General features: G+C 62.1%; 15 protein-coding genes. 5 read left to right on the top strand and 10 right to left on the bottom strand.

Going from position 1 to position 15,843, the window contains the following annotated elements; all coding sequences use genetic code 11:
• Positions 1-7: 7 nt before the first annotated feature.
• From uvrC to ACF8FB_RS13525, 5 genes are all read right to left on the bottom strand, one after another.
• On the bottom strand, positions 8-1,831 hold the full coding sequence (gene uvrC, locus ACF8FB_RS13545; RefSeq protein ID WP_010954883.1) for an excinuclease ABC subunit UvrC: 1,824 nt from the start codon (positions 1,829-1,831) through the stop codon (positions 8-10).
• Between the two features lie 6 nt (positions 1,832-1,837).
• Positions 1,838-2,476, bottom strand: coding sequence for a UvrY/SirA/GacA family response regulator transcription factor (gene uvrY / locus ACF8FB_RS13540; RefSeq protein WP_003251380.1), 639 nt, complete (start codon positions 2,474-2,476; stop codon positions 1,838-1,840).
• Positions 2,477-2,539: 63 nt separating this feature from the next.
• The gene (locus tag ACF8FB_RS13535) at positions 2,540-2,929 is read right to left on the bottom strand and encodes a helix-turn-helix domain-containing protein (RefSeq protein WP_010954884.1); all 390 of its coding nucleotides are present in this window, start codon (positions 2,927-2,929) and stop codon (positions 2,540-2,542) included.
• Positions 2,930-3,036: 107 nt separating this feature from the next.
• Positions 3,037-3,480 (bottom strand): GNAT family N-acetyltransferase, encoded by a 444-nt coding sequence (locus ACF8FB_RS13530; RefSeq protein ID WP_392511456.1) that lies wholly within the window; start codon positions 3,478-3,480, stop codon positions 3,037-3,039.
• 10 nt (positions 3,481-3,490) lie between these two features.
• Positions 3,491-3,877 carry a DUF488 domain-containing protein gene (locus tag ACF8FB_RS13525; RefSeq protein ID WP_010954886.1) on the bottom strand — a complete coding sequence of 129 codons (387 nt, stop codon included), beginning with the start codon at positions 3,875-3,877 and terminating at the stop codon, positions 3,491-3,493.
• A gap of 128 nt (positions 3,878-4,005) precedes the next feature.
• Here ACF8FB_RS13525 and ACF8FB_RS13520 point away from each other — a divergent pair, with 128 nt between their 5' ends.
• Positions 4,006-5,622, top strand: coding sequence for an inorganic phosphate transporter (locus ACF8FB_RS13520; protein WP_392511455.1), 1,617 nt, complete (start codon positions 4,006-4,008; stop codon positions 5,620-5,622).
• 180 nt (positions 5,623-5,802) lie between these two features.
• Here ACF8FB_RS13520 and ACF8FB_RS13515 read toward each other — a convergent pair whose 3' ends face one another.
• The 3 genes from ACF8FB_RS13515 to ACF8FB_RS13505 form a co-directional block, all read right to left on the bottom strand.
• Positions 5,803-6,498 (bottom strand): glutathione S-transferase N-terminal domain-containing protein, encoded by a 696-nt coding sequence (locus ACF8FB_RS13515; RefSeq protein WP_010954888.1) that lies wholly within the window; start codon positions 6,496-6,498, stop codon positions 5,803-5,805.
• Between the two features lie 87 nt (positions 6,499-6,585).
• Entirely contained in the window at positions 6,586-7,083 is a 498-nt protein-coding gene (locus tag ACF8FB_RS13510) for a PaaI family thioesterase (RefSeq protein ID WP_003251394.1), read from the bottom strand.
• Between the two features lie 57 nt (positions 7,084-7,140).
• Positions 7,141-8,523, bottom strand: coding sequence for an amino acid permease (locus ACF8FB_RS13505; RefSeq protein WP_392509103.1), 1,383 nt, complete (start codon positions 8,521-8,523; stop codon positions 7,141-7,143).
• A 255-nt stretch (positions 8,524-8,778) separates the two neighbouring features.
• Here ACF8FB_RS13505 and gcvA point away from each other — a divergent pair, with 255 nt between their 5' ends.
• Both gcvA and ACF8FB_RS13495 read left to right on the top strand, forming a co-directional pair.
• Positions 8,779-9,675, top strand: coding sequence for a transcriptional regulator GcvA (gene gcvA / locus ACF8FB_RS13500; protein ID WP_003251398.1), 897 nt, complete (start codon positions 8,779-8,781; stop codon positions 9,673-9,675).
• 179 nt (positions 9,676-9,854) lie between these two features.
• Positions 9,855-11,105 carry an aspartate aminotransferase family protein gene (locus tag ACF8FB_RS13495; RefSeq protein WP_010954890.1) on the top strand — a complete coding sequence of 417 codons (1,251 nt, stop codon included), beginning with the start codon at positions 9,855-9,857 and terminating at the stop codon, positions 11,103-11,105.
• Between the two features lie 3 nt (positions 11,106-11,108).
• On the opposite strand, the gene ACF8FB_RS13490 is transcribed toward ACF8FB_RS13495, so the two are convergent.
• Entirely contained in the window at positions 11,109-11,411 is a 303-nt protein-coding gene (locus ACF8FB_RS13490; protein ID WP_392509101.1) for a hypothetical protein, read from the bottom strand.
• Positions 11,412-11,657: 246 nt separating this feature from the next.
• Between ACF8FB_RS13490 and ACF8FB_RS13485 the strand changes: the two genes are divergently transcribed.
• Both ACF8FB_RS13485 and fusA read left to right on the top strand, forming a co-directional pair.
• The gene (locus ACF8FB_RS13485; protein ID WP_014755923.1) at positions 11,658-12,083 is read left to right on the top strand and encodes a hypothetical protein; all 426 of its coding nucleotides are present in this window, start codon (positions 11,658-11,660) and stop codon (positions 12,081-12,083) included.
• A gap of 73 nt (positions 12,084-12,156) precedes the next feature.
• Positions 12,157-14,268, top strand: coding sequence for an elongation factor G (fusA, locus tag ACF8FB_RS13480; protein WP_392511454.1), 2,112 nt, complete (start codon positions 12,157-12,159; stop codon positions 14,266-14,268).
• A 130-nt stretch (positions 14,269-14,398) separates the two neighbouring features.
• Here the strand turns inward: fusA and ACF8FB_RS13475 are convergent, their stop codons facing one another.
• Complete coding sequence (locus ACF8FB_RS13475) at positions 14,399-15,841, bottom strand: SulP family inorganic anion transporter (protein ID WP_049588236.1); 1,443 nt, start codon at positions 15,839-15,841, stop codon at positions 14,399-14,401.
• Positions 15,842-15,843 lie beyond the last annotated feature (2 nt).

Raw genomic sequence — 15,843 nt, 5'->3', positions numbered from 1 at the left:
CGGCATTCTACTCGCTATGCAGGCTGGCATAAATCGACTCGGCAAGCTTTTTACTGATGCCGGGGGCTTTGGCGATTTCATCGATACTGGCGCGGTTGAGCTCCTGCAGGCCGCCGAAATGTTTAAGCAGGTCGCGGCGGCGCTTGGGCCCTACCCCGGCCACATCTTCAAGGCTGGAGACTCGACGAGCCTTGCCACGACGGGCCCGGTGGCCGGTGATAGCGAAGCGGTGGGCTTCGTCGCGGATCTGCTGGATCAGGTGCAACGCCGATGAATCGCCCTTGAGGGTGAATTCGTGATGCACATCGTTCAGGTACAGGGTTTCGAAACCCGCCTTGCGTGTGACGCCCTTGGCCACACCCAACAGGGTGAGGTCGGTGAAGCCCAGCTCCTGCATCACATCGCGGGCCATGTTCAGCTGGCCCTTGCCGCCGTCCACCAGCAGCACATCGGGCAGCTTGCCCTCGCCGTCCTTGATGCGCCCATAGCGGCGGGTCAGGGCCTGATGCATGGCCGCATAATCGTCACCTGCGGTGACGTCTTCGATGTTGAAGCGGCGGTAGTCGGACTTGATCGGCCCTTCGGGGCCGAACACCACGCAACTGGCCACGGTAGCTTCACCACTGGAGTGGCTGATGTCGTAGCATTCCAGGCGTTGCGGCACTTCATCCAGGCCCAGCACTTCGGCCAGGGCTTCGAAGCGCGCAGCCATGTGCTGGCGGTTGGCCAGGCGGGCATTCAACGCCTGCTCGGCATTGGTCACGGCCAGTTGCTGCCAGCGGGCGCGAGTGCCACGCACCCGGTGGCTGATGGTCAGTTCGCGGCCACGCAGCGTGTGCAGCGCTTCGGTGATGGCGTTGAAATCTTCGTGAACAACATTGACGATCAACTCGCCGGGTAGCTCGCGCTCTGCGTTGCCCAGATAGTACTGGGACAGGAATGCGGCCATGACCTCGGCCACCTCCTCCTCGATGCCCACCTGCGGGAAGAAGTTCTTGCTGCCCAGTACTCGCCCGCCGCGCACGCTGATCAGGTGCACACAGGCACCACCCGGGTTGACGAAGGCGGCGATGACGTCGACATCGCCGCTGCCGCCCTCGATGTACTGTTGGTCCTGCACGCGGCGCAACAAGGCGATCTGGTCGCGCAGCTCGGCGGCTTTTTCGAAATCGAGGGCCATGGCGGCCTTTTCCATCTCGGCGTTCAACTCATTGCCCAGTTGCTGGCTACGCCCTTCCAGAAACATCACCGAATGACGAACGTCCTCTGCGTATTCCTCGGCAGTCACCAGGTCGGTGCAGGGCCCTTTGCAGCGTTTTATCTGGTACTGCAGGCATGGCCGGGTGCGGTTGGCGTAGTAGCTGTCTTCGCACTGACGCACAGAAAAAGCCTTTTGCAGCAGGCTGAGGCTTTCGCGAATGGCCCCGGCGCTGGGGTACGGGCCAAAGTAACGGCCCTTGGCCTTTTTCGCCCCACGGTGAATGCCCAGGCGCGGGAACTCGCCATCGGACAGAAACACGTAGGGGTAGGACTTATCGTCGCGCAGCAGGATGTTGTAAGGCGGCCGCCACTCCTTGATCAGGTTCTGCTCCAGCAGCAACGCCTCAGTTTCGTTGGCGGTGATGGTGGTTTCAACCTGGGCGATGCGCGCAACCAGCGCGGCGGTCTTGGGCGCAAGGCCGGTCTTGCGGAAATAGCTGGCCAGGCGCTTCTTCAGGTTCTTGGCCTTGCCCACGTAAAGCAGCCGGGCTTCGCCGTCGAACATCCGGTAAACGCCCGGGCGACCGCTGCAGGTCGCCAGGAATGCGCTGGCATCAAAGACTTGGGACATGAGGTTTTACAGGCTTGCGTCAACCATACCGTGGCGAACGGCCAGCAAGGTCAGTTCGACGTCGCTGGTGACCGAGAGTTTTTCAAAGATCCGATAACGGTAAGTATTGACGGTCTTGGGCGAGAGGCACAACTTGTCGGAGATGATCTGCACTTTCTGGCAGCCGACGATCATCAGGGCAATCTGGATTTCCCGTTCGGACAACGCGTCGAACGGAGACCCCTGCGGCTGGAACGGTTTCAGCGCCAACTGCTGGGCGATCTGCGGGCTGATATAGCGCTGGCCGGCAAAGGCCAGACGAATGGCCTGGACCATTTCGTCAAGGCCTGCACCCTTGGTCAGGTAGCCGGCAGCGCCGGCCTGCAACAAGCGTGTGGGGAACGGGTCTTCCTCGCACACCGTCACCGCCACTACCTTGATGTCAGGGTGGCTGCGCAGCAGTTTGCGGGTGGCCTCCAGGCCGCCGATGCCGGGCATTTTCACATCCATCAGCACAACGTCCGGTTTCAGCTCCCGGGCCAGTTTCAGTGCCGACTCGCCGGAATCTCCCTCACCCACCACCTGCAGGCCGTCGATGTCGGCCAACATCCGTGTAATACCGGTTCGTACCAGATCGTGATCATCGACCACTAAGACCCTAATCAAGCACACACCTCGTCAGCAGGGCGATTGGATCCCGCCACCTTAACAAAATTTTTCACGGTGGGCCTAACGCATTGCTTCCTTCAGAAACGACTGACGTTCGACAGTAAGCGGCCGCACTATTTGCCGGGGCTTGGCGTCGTTGGCCAACCGCCCCAAAAGGTGCAAGAGCGCCGCCTGATCATCCGACCGCAATTTCCGAAAAGCCCCCAGCAAACCGGACTCATCCGTGTTCAAACCTTCGTGCGCTGCCGGGGTGCGCAGGCCGCTGAGGACATACAACGCATCCACGCCCCGGGTCGCCAATGCCGCCAGGTAATCTAGCCGCGGCGTGCGTTCACCGCTTTCGTACTTGCCTTGAGCGTTGGGCTCGACCCCACCGATATCGCCAAATACACGCTGGGTCATACCCAGCCGCTCACGTTCTTCCCGCAGCCGCATACCGATTCCATTCATAGGGGCTTCTCCTTTTCCCTTATCTGCTCAAGTACGGCCTGCCCGCCTGCAGGCAGCCGTAAAGCTGTGGATCCACTATGCCCATGCTCTGCGGTCGCGACAAGCCATCATTTAGCTACTACGTTGATATCCCGCTGCATCCGTACAAAGCATTCGTCTTCACCCATTTCGACGAAGCCGTGACGCTGGTACAGCAGGCGGGCCGGGTTGCTGCGGAACACCATCAGCCGCAACAGAGGAAGGTGCCGCTGCCTGGCCCACAGCGCCAGTTCTTCCAGCACCCAGCTACCGACCCCTCGCCCACGGTGCTCAGGCAACAGGTGCAACTCGCGGATGAACAGCGCCTGGCGGTCCTGGCTGAGGCTGCAAAAACCCAACAGCGTGTCGCCTTCTATCACCAGCCACTGCTCGCGCCAGCCCCAGGCCGCGTCGAAGGCGTCCTCGATCCACAGCAGGTCGAATTCACGGTAGTAGGGCAACATGGCGCGGCGCGTAAGGTCGCGGGCGAAGGTGCAGTGGATGTCTTGGGCGGGAATCAACTGTAAGAACATCGCATCGCACTCATTGGGCATAACAAACTGGCGAACTGCCAGGGCCACTCCTGTCCAGTTCGTTTTCCAACCAGTCGGCCAGCACCCGGGCATTGTTGTGCTCGCTGTCCTTGCCGGCATAAAGCAATGTCAGCGTCCCCTTCCTGGCCAGGTCCAGCAGCGGATACCAGTGCTCGGGGTGGGCCGCCAGCGCTTGCTGGTAACGCTGGGTAAAACCGGCAAAATCCACGTCTCCCTGGTGGAACGCCTTACGCAATTCGTTCGAAGGTGCCACTTCGCGCAACCACTGCCCATGAAGGTCTTCCTTGCGTTTGTTGCGCGGCCACAGGCGGTCGACCAGTACACGCTGGCCATCTTCATCCTCAACCGCATCATAGACACGCTTGCAGCGAATCATGGGTGTCTCCTGCCATTACCGTCCGTCTTGAGCCTAGATAATTCATTGATCGAGGTCACGGCCGGGTTACGAATTGTTTCTATGCTCAAGGCCTTCGGCACTTTCGCCCAACGCCAACCGGAGCCCCCATGGCAACCCCGTCAGTGGCCAGCAGCCCACTACTGGCCAAACACGACGCTCGCCCGCAGCTCTCCCACAAACCTGGGCGTGCCACCTTAACGTTGTTCTTCAGCCTGCTGCTGGCTGGTATCGCCTACACCGCCTGGAGCCTCAAGCAGGATGTGACCGCAAGCGGTACGGTCATCACCACGGCCACACCGTTCCTTCTGCTGGGCCTGGCGCTGCTGATTGCCCTGGGCTTCGAGTTCGTCAACGGCTTCCACGACACCGCCAACGCGGTAGCCACCGTGATATACACCCATTCGTTGCCGGCGCCGGTCGCAGTGGTGTGGTCTGGGCTGTGCAACTTCCTGGGCGTGCTTTTTTCCAGTGGCGCGGTGGCCTTCGGCATCATCGCCTTGCTACCGGTAGAACTGATTCTACAGGTGGGTTCTTCGGCCGGCTTCGCCATGGTCTTCGCCCTGCTGCTGGCGGCGATCATCTGGAACCTTGGCACTTGGTGGCTGGGCCTGCCGGCATCATCCTCGCACACCCTGATTGGCTCGATCATCGGCGTGGGCGTGGCCAATGCGCTGATGCATGGGCGTGACGGCACCAGCGGCGTGGACTGGGCCCAGGCCAGCAAGGTGGGTTATGCCCTGCTGTTCTCACCGCTGATTGGTTTTGCTTGCGCAGCCCTGTTGCTGCTGGCCCTGCGCGCGCTGGTCAAACGCAAGGCGCTGTACCAGGCACCGGAAGGCCAGACACCGCCACCGTGGTGGATCCGCAGCCTACTGATTCTGACCTGCACCGGGGTCTCTTTTGCCCACGGTTCCAACGATGGCCAGAAAGGCATGGGCCTGATCATGCTGATTCTGGTCGGCACCCTGCCGATGGCTTATGCGCTGAACAAGACCATGCCCAACGGGCAGGCCCTGCAGTTTTCCGCTGTCGCCGAGGTGACCCGCCAGGCACTGGTACGCAGCGACCCGCAAGCGGCCCCGGCTGACCAGCGCCAGGTACTGACCCTGTTCATTGCCGAGCCCAAGGCCAGCCCGCACCTGGTACCGGCGTTGGCGGCGCTGACCGGGATGATCGGCGAAGAGGTCAAAGGCTATGGCTCGCTCAAGCGCGTACCGGCTGAAGCCATGGCCAACGTGCGCAACGACATGTATCTGACCAGTGAAGCCATCCGCCTCATGGAGAAAAACCACCTGGTGACATTCGATGCCGACACCCGCAGCCAAGTGCAGTTGTTCAAGGCCCAGCTGGACGACGCCACCCGCTATATTCCGTTGTGGGTGAAGGTGGCTGTAGCCATCGCGCTGGGGCTGGGGACCATGGTTGGCTGGCGACGTATTGTAGTCACCGTTGGCGAGAAGATCGGCAAGACCCACCTCAGCTATGCCCAAGGCGCATCGGCCGAAGTGGTGGCGATGTGCACCATTGGCGCGGCGGATATGTTCGGGCTGCCGGTGTCGACCACGCATGTGCTGAGTTCGGGGGTGGCCGGCGCCATGGTGGCCAATGGGTCGGGGATTCAGAAACGCACTTTGTTCAATCTGCTGATGGCCTGGGTGCTGACCCTGCCAGCGGCAATGCTGTTGGCTGGCAGCCTGTACTGGCTGCTGAACCACATCTTCTGAACCCGTACGCCGCCTTCTGTAGGAGCGGGTTTACCCGCGAATACGGTAGCGGCGGCAACGGTGAACGGCGGGTGGAGATTGGCCAGCAGGCCCGGCCCTTTCGCGGGTGAACCCGCTCCTACGGGCGACCGCGCAGGCCTTTCAACGTTTGCACAAGGCAGTTGTCCCTACACAGGTTGATCAGCCCGGGATTTTCAGGCCACGCTGCACGGCTGGCCGTTCGAGGAAATTCGCCAGCACGCGCTGCACTTCCTTGAACTGGTCGAAGCCCACCAGGTCACGGGCGTTGTAGCGCTCCACCAGGTTACGCACCCAAGGGAAGATGGCGATGTCGGCGATGCTGTATTCCTCAGCCATCCACTGCCGACCTTTCAAATGCCGATCCAGCACGCCCAGCAGCCGCTTGGACTCGTTGACATAGCGGTCGCGCGGGCGCTTGTCTTCATATTCCTTGCCAGCAAAGAAATGGAAGAACCCGACCTGGCCGAACATCGGCCCGATGCCGCCCATCTGGAACATCAGCCACTGCAGGGTCTGGTAGCGCTGGGCGGGGTCCTGGCTGAGCAGCTGGCCGCTCTTCTCCGCCAGGTACTGCAAGATCGCCCCCGATTCGAACAGCGCCAGCGGCTGACCGCCCGGCCCGTTCGGGTCGAGGATGGCGGGGATCTTGTTGTTCGCGCTGAGCGAGATGAACTCGGGGCTCAATTGGTCGTCATTGTCGAAGCTCACCTTGTGCGCCTCGTAAGCCAAGCCAATCTCTTCGAGCATGATCGACACCTTCACCCCGTTGGGCGTCGGCAACGAGTACAACTGCAGGCGTTCGGGGTGTTTGGCGGGCCATTTGCGGGTAATGGGGAAAGCACTGAGTTCGGTCATGATCAACCTTGCCAAGGGAATGAACCTGTCACTCTAGAGACATCCCCAGCCGCTGACCATCACCGACCACTCATCAGCGTTGGCAGCTCAGGCCTGGCCGTGGGCCTTGAGCTTGAGCTTTTCGGTATCGACGCGGACAAACACGGAGTCGGCAGTCACAGTCAGTACATCCTCTGCCCAGACTTCGCAGATGACCCGGCTCTTGCGCCCCACTTCGCCTTCGACACGCGCCTTGAGCAACAGCTCGACGCCCATCGGCGTAGGTTTCAGGTAGGTCAGGTTGAGCGTGCCGGTAACGCAGTCGATACGCGGCAGGCTGCCCGGTTCTCGGCCTTCGTTACGGTAGTGGTAGGCCATCGCCGTCCAGTTGGAGTGGCAGTCAACCAGCATCGCCAGCAGGCCACCGTAAACCAGGCCAGGCCAGCCAATGAAGGTGCTGTCGGGCGAGTGACGGCACACCAGGTGAACACCGTCGGCGTCCCAGTGGCTTTGCAGGTGCAGGCCGCTGGGGTGGGAACAGCCGCAGCCATAGCAAGTACCCTCAGGGGCCGCGAGGGCTTGAAGGGAAAGTGTGTGATCAGTCATACGCTTCCTGTGCTTGTTGGAATGGGGGCGCGCAACGCCCCCATTAAAGCAGAAACATCAGGCCGTCTGGGCAACCATCTTCGCACGCCGCTGGGTCAGCGAAACCAGCAAAATGAACGCGGTCACCCCGGCAGTCATCAGCGTTTCGTAGCGATAGGCATCGCTGAACAGCATGTAGCCCAGCACCATGACGATGGTGCCTATCACCAGCCAGGTCAGCCATGGGAACAGCCACATCTTCAGTTCCAGCGGACGCCCTTCACGCTCGGCACGGGCACGCATGCGCAGTTGCGACACGGCGATGACCAGGTACACCAGCAAGGCGATGGCGCCGGTGGTCGACAGCAGGAAGCCAAACACTTTGCCCGGGAACACATAGTTGACGAAGCAGCCAGCGAAGCCCGCCAGGGTGGAGAAGATCACTGCCACGGTCGGCACGCCGGAACCGGAGATGCGCTTGGTCACGCTCAGCGCCTGACCACGCGCGCCCAGCGAATAGAGCATGCGCGACGCCGTGTAGAGCCCCGAGTTCATGCAACTTGTCACCGCCACCAGCACCACCAGGTCAACCAGCAACTTGGCGCCCGGCACGTTCAGCACTTCCAGTACACGCTGGAACGACCCTACCGCTTTGAGCCCGGGGTCGTTCCAGGCCACCAGCGACACCACCAGGAAGATCGACGCCAGGTAGAAGATGGCGATGCGGTACACCACCAGGTTGGTGGCGCGGCGAATCTTGTCTTTCGGGTTGGCGGTTTCGTCAGCCGCGATGGTGACAATTTCGGCACCGAAGAACGAGAAGATGGTGATCAGCACGCCCCCAAGCACCGTCCCGAACCCATTGGGCATGAAACCAGCGCTGTCCCACAGCCGGCTCACCCCGGATACCTCTGCCAGCGGCCAGAAGCCGAACACCGCCAAGGTGCAGACCCCGATGAAGCCAATGATCGCGACCACCTTGACCAGCGCGAACCAGTACTCGAAGGCACCGAAGTTCTTCACGCTGACCAGGTTGGTGCCCGACAGCACCAGCATGATCAGGAAAGCGAACAGCCAGGACGGCACGCCAGGGAAGTAGGCATGCAGGATGTCAGCACCGGCAATGGCCTCCACCGGAATGATCAACACCCAGAACCACCAGTACAACCAGCCAATGGTAAAGCCCGCCCAAGGCCCGATGGCCTCCGAGGCGTAGGTGGAAAAAGAGCCGCTATTGGGGTTTGCGATGGCCATTTCACCCAGCATGCGCATCACCAGCAAGACCAGCAGGCCAGTCATGGCGTAGGAGATGAGGATGGCCGGGCCGGCGGTGGCAATGGCGTTGGAGGACCCGATGAACAGCCCGGCGCCGATGATGCCGGCAATGGAGATCATGGAAACCTGACGGGAAGTCAGGCCGTGCTGCAGTGAGCGCTGTTTCTTGTTGTCTTGCGAAGCCATGAAGAACCCTCGAATGGGTCGGCCGCAGCAAAGCGGCTGAAGGTCTGAGCAGAATTCTTATAAATTTCTGATGTGTGTTGTTGTTGTTTTGCAGAGGACCGAAGCGGGTATTGACCTCCTCTTCGCATGACCGGTTGTAATCGTTGATCCAGGTCAGTATTAATCTATAGGCCGGGGTCAACAAACGACCTTTTCGAACCACATAATTCCTTTATGGAATGAACTCCTTCCTTTTTTGCTCGGTATTCGCCCGTCATGTCCAAACGCCTGATGCCTTCGACCACCGCCCTTCAGTGCTTCGAAGCGGCCGCTCGCCACCTCAGCTTCACCCGCGCGGCCCAGGAACTGCACCTGACCCAGAGCGCCGTCAGCAAGCAGGTCGCGCAGCTTGAGGACATGCTCTCGCACTCGCTGTTCCAGCGCATTCGCCGGCGCCTGCACCTGACCCCGGCCGGCGCGCTGTACCTCACCGAAGTGAACAAGATCCTCACCCAGATCGACATATCCAGCCGCTACATCCTCAGCTACGGCGACGAAACCGAAGTGCTGCGCATCGCCACCCAGCCGACCTTCGGCGCCCGCTGGCTGGTGCCCCGGCTCAAGGGTTTTGGTGACCGCTACCCACGCATTCACCTGGATGTGCGCAACGAGCTGGAGCCATTCGACCTGGTACAGGCCAAGGCGGACGTCGCCTTTTTCTTCGGCCAGGGCACCTGGCCCGGGGCGACCTGCATCGAGTTGTTCAGCGAAGAAGTGGTGCCGGTGTGCAGCCCGCAGCTGCTGGCCAGCCACCGTTTCGACAGCGCCCAGGCGCTGACTGAGCACCGCCTGTTGCAATGCGTGTCGCGGCCGGAGGCCTGGCATGAATGGTTCCTGGGGCTTGGGTTGCATAGCCAGAACAGCTACCACGGGCCGCGCTTCGACACGTTCTACCTGTGTATCCGCGCGGCCATCTCCGGCTGCGGCATAGCCCTGATTCCCCGCTATCTGGTGGCCGAAGAGCTGAGCGAAGGCAAGCTGGTGGTGGCCTGGGACCACCCTGTGGCAAGCAACGGGAGGCACTTCATCGCGCATGCCGAGCATGCGGCCGAAGTGCCCAAGATCAGGGCCTTCGTGCAGTGGATCCGGGAGCGGGTGGCTGAAGGCGATTGATTTGACCTGCCCCGGCCTCTGGCAGGAGCGGGCTTGCCCGCGAAGAGGCCGGCACAGCCAACCCAAAAAACCGGCTAGATCACGAATCCATGGAATGATCGCAATCGAATAATTCGTTTGCGGAATAACCCGCCGACACGCTTGGATAATAAGAAACTCGAACAAGGTCCGCGTGCCCCATGAACCAGGAAAGTATCAGCCAATCCATTGCCATCGTTCACCCGATCACACTTTCCCATGGCCGTAATGCCGAAGTCTGGGACACTGACGGCAAACGTTACATCGACTTCGTCGGCGGTATCGGCGTGCTCAACCTGGGCCACTGCAACCCCGCTGTGGTCGAGGCCATCCAGGCTCAGGCCACCCGCCTGACCCACTACGCCTTCAACGCGGCCCCCCACGGCCCGTACCTGGCCCTGATGGAGCAACTGAGCCAGTTTGTGCCAGTCAGCTACCCACTGGCCGGCATGCTCACCAACAGCGGCGCGGAAGCGGCGGAAAACGCCCTGAAAGTGGCCCGTGGCGCCACCGGCAAACGCGCCATCATCGCGTTCGACGGCGGCTTCCATGGCCGCACCCTGGCCACCCTGAACCTCAATGGCAAGGTCGCCCCCTACAAGCAGCGGGTCGGCGAACTGCCCGGGCCGGTGTATCACCTGCCCTACCCCAGCGCGGATACCGGAGTTACCTGCGAGCAAGCGCTCAAGGCCATGGACCGCCTGTTCAGCGTCGAGCTGGCGGTGGAGGACGTCGCGGCGTTCATCTTCGAGCCCGTGCAGGGTGAAGGCGGCTTCCTTGCCCTGGACCCGGCCTTCGCCCAGGCCCTGCGCCGCTTCTGCGACGAGCGTGGCATCCTGATCATCATCGACGAGATCCAGTCGGGCTTCGGCCGCACCGGCCAGCGCTTCGCGTTTCCGCGCCTGGGCATCGAGCCCGACCTGCTGTTGCTGGCCAAGAGCATCGCTGGCGGTATGCCGCTGGGTGCAGTGGTCGGGCGCAAGGAATTGATGGCGGCGCTGCCCAAGGGCGGCCTGGGTGGCACCTATTCGGGCAACCCGATATCCTGTGCGGCGGCCTTGGCCAGCCTGGCGCAGATGACCGACGAAAACCTTGCAACCTGGGGTGAACGGCAGGAACAGGCCATCGTCAGCCGCTATGAGCGCTGGAAGGCTTCGGGCCTGAGCCCGTACATCGGCCGCCTGACCGGCGTGGGCGCCATGCGAGGGATCGAGTTCGCCAATGCCGATGGCAGCCCGGCACCGGCACAACTGGCCAAGGTGATGGAGGCCGCCCGAGCCAGGGGCCTGCTGCTGATGCCCAGCGGCAAGGCGCGGCACATCATTCGCCTGCTGGCACCGCTGACTATCGAGGCCGAGGTGCTCGAGGAGGGGTTGGATATCCTCGAGCAGTGCCTGGCAGAACTGAACTGAGGCTTACAGGCCGAGTTCTTCCGGGGTAAGCATGTCGGACTCGAAGGCGATCCAGCCGCCTTCCAGTTCGGCATGGCCGTTGACGATCGGGCCGTAATAGGTCAGGCCGTTCTGCAGGGTCACGCAAATGTGCGTGGCCGGTTTCTCAGGGGCCGCGAGCGTACCGACGAAATGCACCTTCTTCAGGGTTTCGGTCACCGCTTCCAGGCCCACGCACATCTTGGGGTTTTCCGAAGCCTCGGTATCTCCGCCACGGTCTTCGGCGCTGATGGTCACAGTGGCGATGTACGGGTACTTGGTGCTCAAACGGGGTTACCTCGGTGGGTGTATAGGCGTACGGGCGCGTAGAGTACGGCAGGCCGTCTCTGTTGTCTCTACTGGCCTCTTCGCGGGCACGCCCGCTCCCACAGCGATCGCATGTTGCTTGGGGTATGCAGGGCACCTGTGAGGGGCGGGTCTGCCTGGGAAGAGCCGGGCCTGCAACAGGTGATCTGAATGCCCCGATCTGTTAGGGTGCCCGCCGATGCACGCCACACCACACGAGGATCCCGAGTGAGCGCCGAAGAACCCCTGATCGCCGACCTGTTCGAAGTCGACAAACGCCTGTCCCTCAAGCCCGTCGTGGACTTCAACAGCTACCTGCGCAATGCCTTCGGCGAGGGCCCATGCCGCTGCCACCGCTGCGTAGAAGGCGCCGACCAAAGCACCTACAGCCACGCACATAACTTCACCTTCGAAGGCCGCCAGTGGCACCGCCGGTTCGCCACCACCGCCGGCAGCGACGTCGCCCAGGTGTTGAAAAAAGCCTGGCTGTCGTACACCAAGGCTGATCTCAACCTGGTCGGCGCGCTGGACCTGACCACCCTCAAGACCTTCACCGAGGCCGCCCTGCACACGCGCCTGCTGGCCTTGCTGCCGGCCAGCGGCCTGGCCCGTGAAGTGGATGGCCAGTGGATGCTGCAAGCCCAGGCCGACTGACGGCCCGGTGGCAGGGCAGGATTCCACCGGTCTGCTAACTTGGTGGAATCCGTCCACCCACAGGTAGTCCGCCATGGCCCGCACAACGCCCATCGAGCTGTACCGCAATATCGGCATCGTCGCCCACGTGGATGCCGGCAAGACCACGACCACCGAGCGGATCCTGTTCTACACCGGGGTCAACCACAAGATGGGCGAAGTGCACGATGGCGCGGCGACCATGGACTGGATGGCCCAGGAGCAGGAACGCGGCATCACCATCACCTCGGCGGCGACCACAGCATTCTGGCAAGGCTCGACCAAGCAGTTCGCCCACAAGTACCGTTTCAACATCATCGACACCCCAGGCCACGTCGATTTCACCATCGAGGTGGAGCGCTCATTGCGCGTGCTCGATGGCGCGGTCGTGGTTTTCAGCGGCGCGGACGGCGTCGAGCCGCAGTCCGAGACAGTCTGGCGCCAGGCCAACAAGTACCACGTGCCACGCTTGGCCTACATCAACAAGATGGACCGCCAGGGGGCCGACTTCCTGCGCGTGGTCAAGCAGATCGATCAACGTCTGGGGCACCACCCGGTGCCCATCCAGCTGGCCATCGGCAGCGAAGAAAACTTCATGGGCCAGATCGACCTGGTGAAGATGAAGGCCATCTACTGGAACGATGCCGACCAGGGCACCAGCTACCGCGAAGAAGAAATCCCCGCCGAACTGAAGGCTCTGGCCGACGAATGGCGCGCGCACATGATCGAAGCTGCGGCCGAGGCCAATGACGAGCTGACCATGAAGTTTCTCGATGGCGAGGAGCTGAGCATCGAAGAGATCAAGGCCGGGTTGCGCCAGCGCACCATTGCCAACGAAATCGTGCCCACCATCCTCGGCTCATCGTTCAAGAACAAGGGCGTGCCGCTGATGCTCGACGCGGTGATCGACTACCTGCCCGCCCCGTCGGAAATTCCTGCCATCCGCGGCACCGACCCGGATGATGAAGAAAAGCACCTGGAACGGCACGCCGACGACAAAGAGCCGTTCTCGGCACTGGCTTTCAAGATCGCCACCGACCCGTTCGTCGGCACCCTCACCTTCGCCCGCGTTTATTCCGGCGTGCTCAGTTCAGGCAATGCGGTACTCAACTCGGTCAAAGGCAAGAAGGAACGCATCGGCCGCATGGTACAGATGCATGCCAACCAGCGTGCCGAAATCAAGGACGTGTGTGCCGGCGATATCGCCGCACTGATCGGCATGAAGGACGTGACCACCGGCGACACCCTGTGCGACATGGACAAACCGATCATTCTCGAACGCATGGACTTCCCCGACCCGGTGATTTCCGTCGCAGTAGAGCCGAAAACCAAGGCCGACCAGGAAAAAATGGGCATCGCGCTGGGCAAGCTGGCCCAGGAAGACCCCTCATTCCGCGTGCGTACCGATGAAGAGACTGGCCAGACCATCATCTCGGGCATGGGCGAGCTGCACCTGGACATCATCGTCGACCGCATGCGCCGCGAGTTCAACGTCGAGGCCAACATCGGCAAGCCGCAGGTGGCCTACCGGGAAAAAATCCGCAATACCTGCGAGATCGAGGGGCGTTTCGTGCGCCAGTCCGGTGGCCGTGGCCAATACGGCCATTGCTGGATCCGTTTCGCCCCCGGTGATGAAGGCAAAGAAGGCCTGGAGTTCATCAATGAGATCGTCGGCGGCGTGGTACCCCGCGAGTACATCCCGGCCATCCAGAAGGGTATCGAGGAGCAAATGAAGAACGGCGTGCTTGCCGGCTACCAACTGATCAACCTCAAGGCCGCCGTGTTCGACGGCTCGTACCACGATGTCGACTCAAACGAGATGGCCTACAAGATCGCCGCGTCAATGGCCACCAAGCAGTTGTCGCAGAAAGGCGGCGCAGTGTTGCTGGAGCCGGTGATGAAGGTAGAGGTGGTGACGCCGGAGGAATATCAGGGCGACATCCTCGGCGACTTGAGCCGACGTCGCGGCATGATCCAGGACGGTGATGAAACACCGGCTGGCAAGGTGATACGTGCCGAAGTGCCGTTGGGTGAAATGTTCGGCTACGCCACCTCGATGCGCTCGATGACCCAGGGCCGGGCCAGCTTCTCGATGGAGTTCACCCGCTATGCCGAGGCCCCGGCGAGCATTGCCGATGGCATCGTCAAGAAGAGCCGCGGGGAGTAAGCGGTTCTCCTGTGCCGGCCTCTTCGCGGGTAAACCCGCTCCTACAGGATGGCCGCAGGCCCAAACATTGTGCGCCCCCCTGTAGGAGCGGGTTTACCCGCGAAGAGGCCGGCACAGACCGCAACAGTTTTCAATGCTGCTCGCCCGCCCGCTTCAACAGCTTCTTGCACCGCTCCGACAAATGCACCACGCGCAAATGCTTGCCCGCCTTGGCATAGCGCTCGCGCAGGGTTTTCAGCGCCGCAACGGCCGAATAATCGACAAAGCTCAAATGCTGGCAATCCAGCGTGACCTGGGCCGGGTCCCCGGCCGTGTCGAACTGGTTGAGGAACGAGGTGGTCGAGGCAAAGAACAGCGTGCCATGCAGTTGATAACACTTGCCGCCCTCCGCGTCCTCATGGGTGTCGGCATACAGCTCCCGCGCATGCTGCCAGGCAAAGTTGAGCGCCGCGATGATGATACCGAACAGCACCGCCATGGCCAGGTCGGTCAGCACCGTGACCACAGTCACCGCAACGATCGCCAGCACATCATTCACCGGCACCTTGTGCAACACCCGCAACGACGCCCAGGCAAAGGTCTGCTGGGCCACCACGAACATCACTCCGACCAGCGCCGCCAGTGGAATACGCTCGATCAGCGGCGACAGGAACAGCACGAACAGCAGAATCATCACCCCGGCCACCACCCCCGACAACCGCCCCCGGCCATTGGAGCTGAGGTTGATCACCGTCTGCCCGATCATCGCGCAGCCGCCCATGCCGCCGCACAGGCCCGACACCATGTTCGCAGCGCCCAATGCCACACACTCGCGGTCCGGGAAGCCACGGCTCTCGGTGATTTCGTCGGTCAGGTTGAGGGTGAGCAGGGTTTCCAGCAGGCCGACCATGGCCATCAGCACCGCGTAGGGGGCGATGATCTTCAGGGTTTCCAGATTCCAAGGCACATCCGGCAGCGCCAGCCCCGGCAGGCCACCGGCGATGTGCGCCATGTCGCCCAGGGTGCGGGTAGGCAGCCCGAGCACGTACACCACCAGGCCAACACCGAGGATCGCCACCAAGGCCGGCGGCACCGCGCGGGTCAGTTTCGGCAGCACATAAACCACCGCCATGGTCAGCGCCACCAGGCCGATCATCAGGTACAGCGGCGTGCCACTGAGCCAGTGTTCGCCGTCCTTGAAATGCTCCAGCTGAGCCATGGCGATGACGATGGCCAGGCCGTTTACGAAGCCAAGCATGACCGGGTATGGCACCAGGCGCACCAGTTTGCCCAGACGCAGCAGGCCGAACAGGATCATCACCACACCGCCCAGCAGCACCGTGGCCAGCAGGTACTGCACGCCGTGCTGCACCACCAAGGCGACGATCACCACCGCCATCGAACCGGCAGCGCCGGAGATCATCCCCGGCCGCCCGCCGAACAGCGCCGTCAGGGTACAAATGATGAACGCGCCATACAGGCCCATCAGCGGGTTGAGGTGGGCCACCAGGGCAAAGGCGATGCACTCGGGGACCAAGGCGAACGAGGTGGTGAGGCCGGCGAGCAGGTCGGCGCGTAGTCGGGCGGGCTTCATGG

This window comes from Pseudomonas sp. yb_2 (assembly GCF_043103905.1).
In the GTDB taxonomy this organism is placed as follows: domain Bacteria; phylum Pseudomonadota; class Gammaproteobacteria; order Pseudomonadales; family Pseudomonadaceae; genus Aquipseudomonas; species Aquipseudomonas alloputida.
Note: the sequence above shows the minus strand (reverse complement) of the source record. Positions and strands in the feature narration are given on the sequence as shown.

Excerpts from the sequence above, each read along its gene's own strand:
- gcvA (WP_003251398.1), top strand. The coding sequence starts at position 8,779 with ATGTCCAAACGCCTGATGCCTTCGACCACCGCCCTTCAGTGCTTCGAA.
- ACF8FB_RS13495 (WP_010954890.1), top strand. The coding sequence starts at position 9,855 with ATGAACCAGGAAAGTATCAGCCAATCCATTGCCATCGTTCACCCGATC.
- fusA (WP_392511454.1), top strand. The coding sequence starts at position 12,157 with ATGGCCCGCACAACGCCCATCGAGCTGTACCGCAATATCGGCATCGTC.
- ACF8FB_RS13530 (WP_392511456.1), bottom strand. The coding sequence starts at position 3,480 with ATGTTCTTACAGTTGATTCCCGCCCAAGACATCCACTGCACCTTCGCC.
- ACF8FB_RS13475 (WP_049588236.1), bottom strand. The coding sequence starts at position 15,841 with ATGAAGCCCGCCCGACTACGCGCCGACCTGCTCGCCGGCCTCACCACC.
- ACF8FB_RS13505 (WP_392509103.1), bottom strand. The coding sequence starts at position 8,523 with ATGGCTTCGCAAGACAACAAGAAACAGCGCTCACTGCAGCACGGCCTG.
- ACF8FB_RS13520 (WP_392511455.1), top strand. The coding sequence starts at position 4,006 with ATGGCAACCCCGTCAGTGGCCAGCAGCCCACTACTGGCCAAACACGAC.
- ACF8FB_RS13510 (WP_003251394.1), bottom strand. The coding sequence starts at position 7,083 with ATGACTGATCACACACTTTCCCTTCAAGCCCTCGCGGCCCCTGAGGGT.
- ACF8FB_RS13525 (WP_010954886.1), bottom strand. The coding sequence starts at position 3,877 with ATGATTCGCTGCAAGCGTGTCTATGATGCGGTTGAGGATGAAGATGGC.
- ACF8FB_RS13535 (WP_010954884.1), bottom strand. The coding sequence starts at position 2,929 with ATGAATGGAATCGGTATGCGGCTGCGGGAAGAACGTGAGCGGCTGGGT.
- uvrC (WP_010954883.1), bottom strand. The coding sequence starts at position 1,831 with ATGTCCCAAGTCTTTGATGCCAGCGCATTCCTGGCGACCTGCAGCGGT.
- ACF8FB_RS13515 (WP_010954888.1), bottom strand. The coding sequence starts at position 6,498 with ATGACCGAACTCAGTGCTTTCCCCATTACCCGCAAATGGCCCGCCAAA.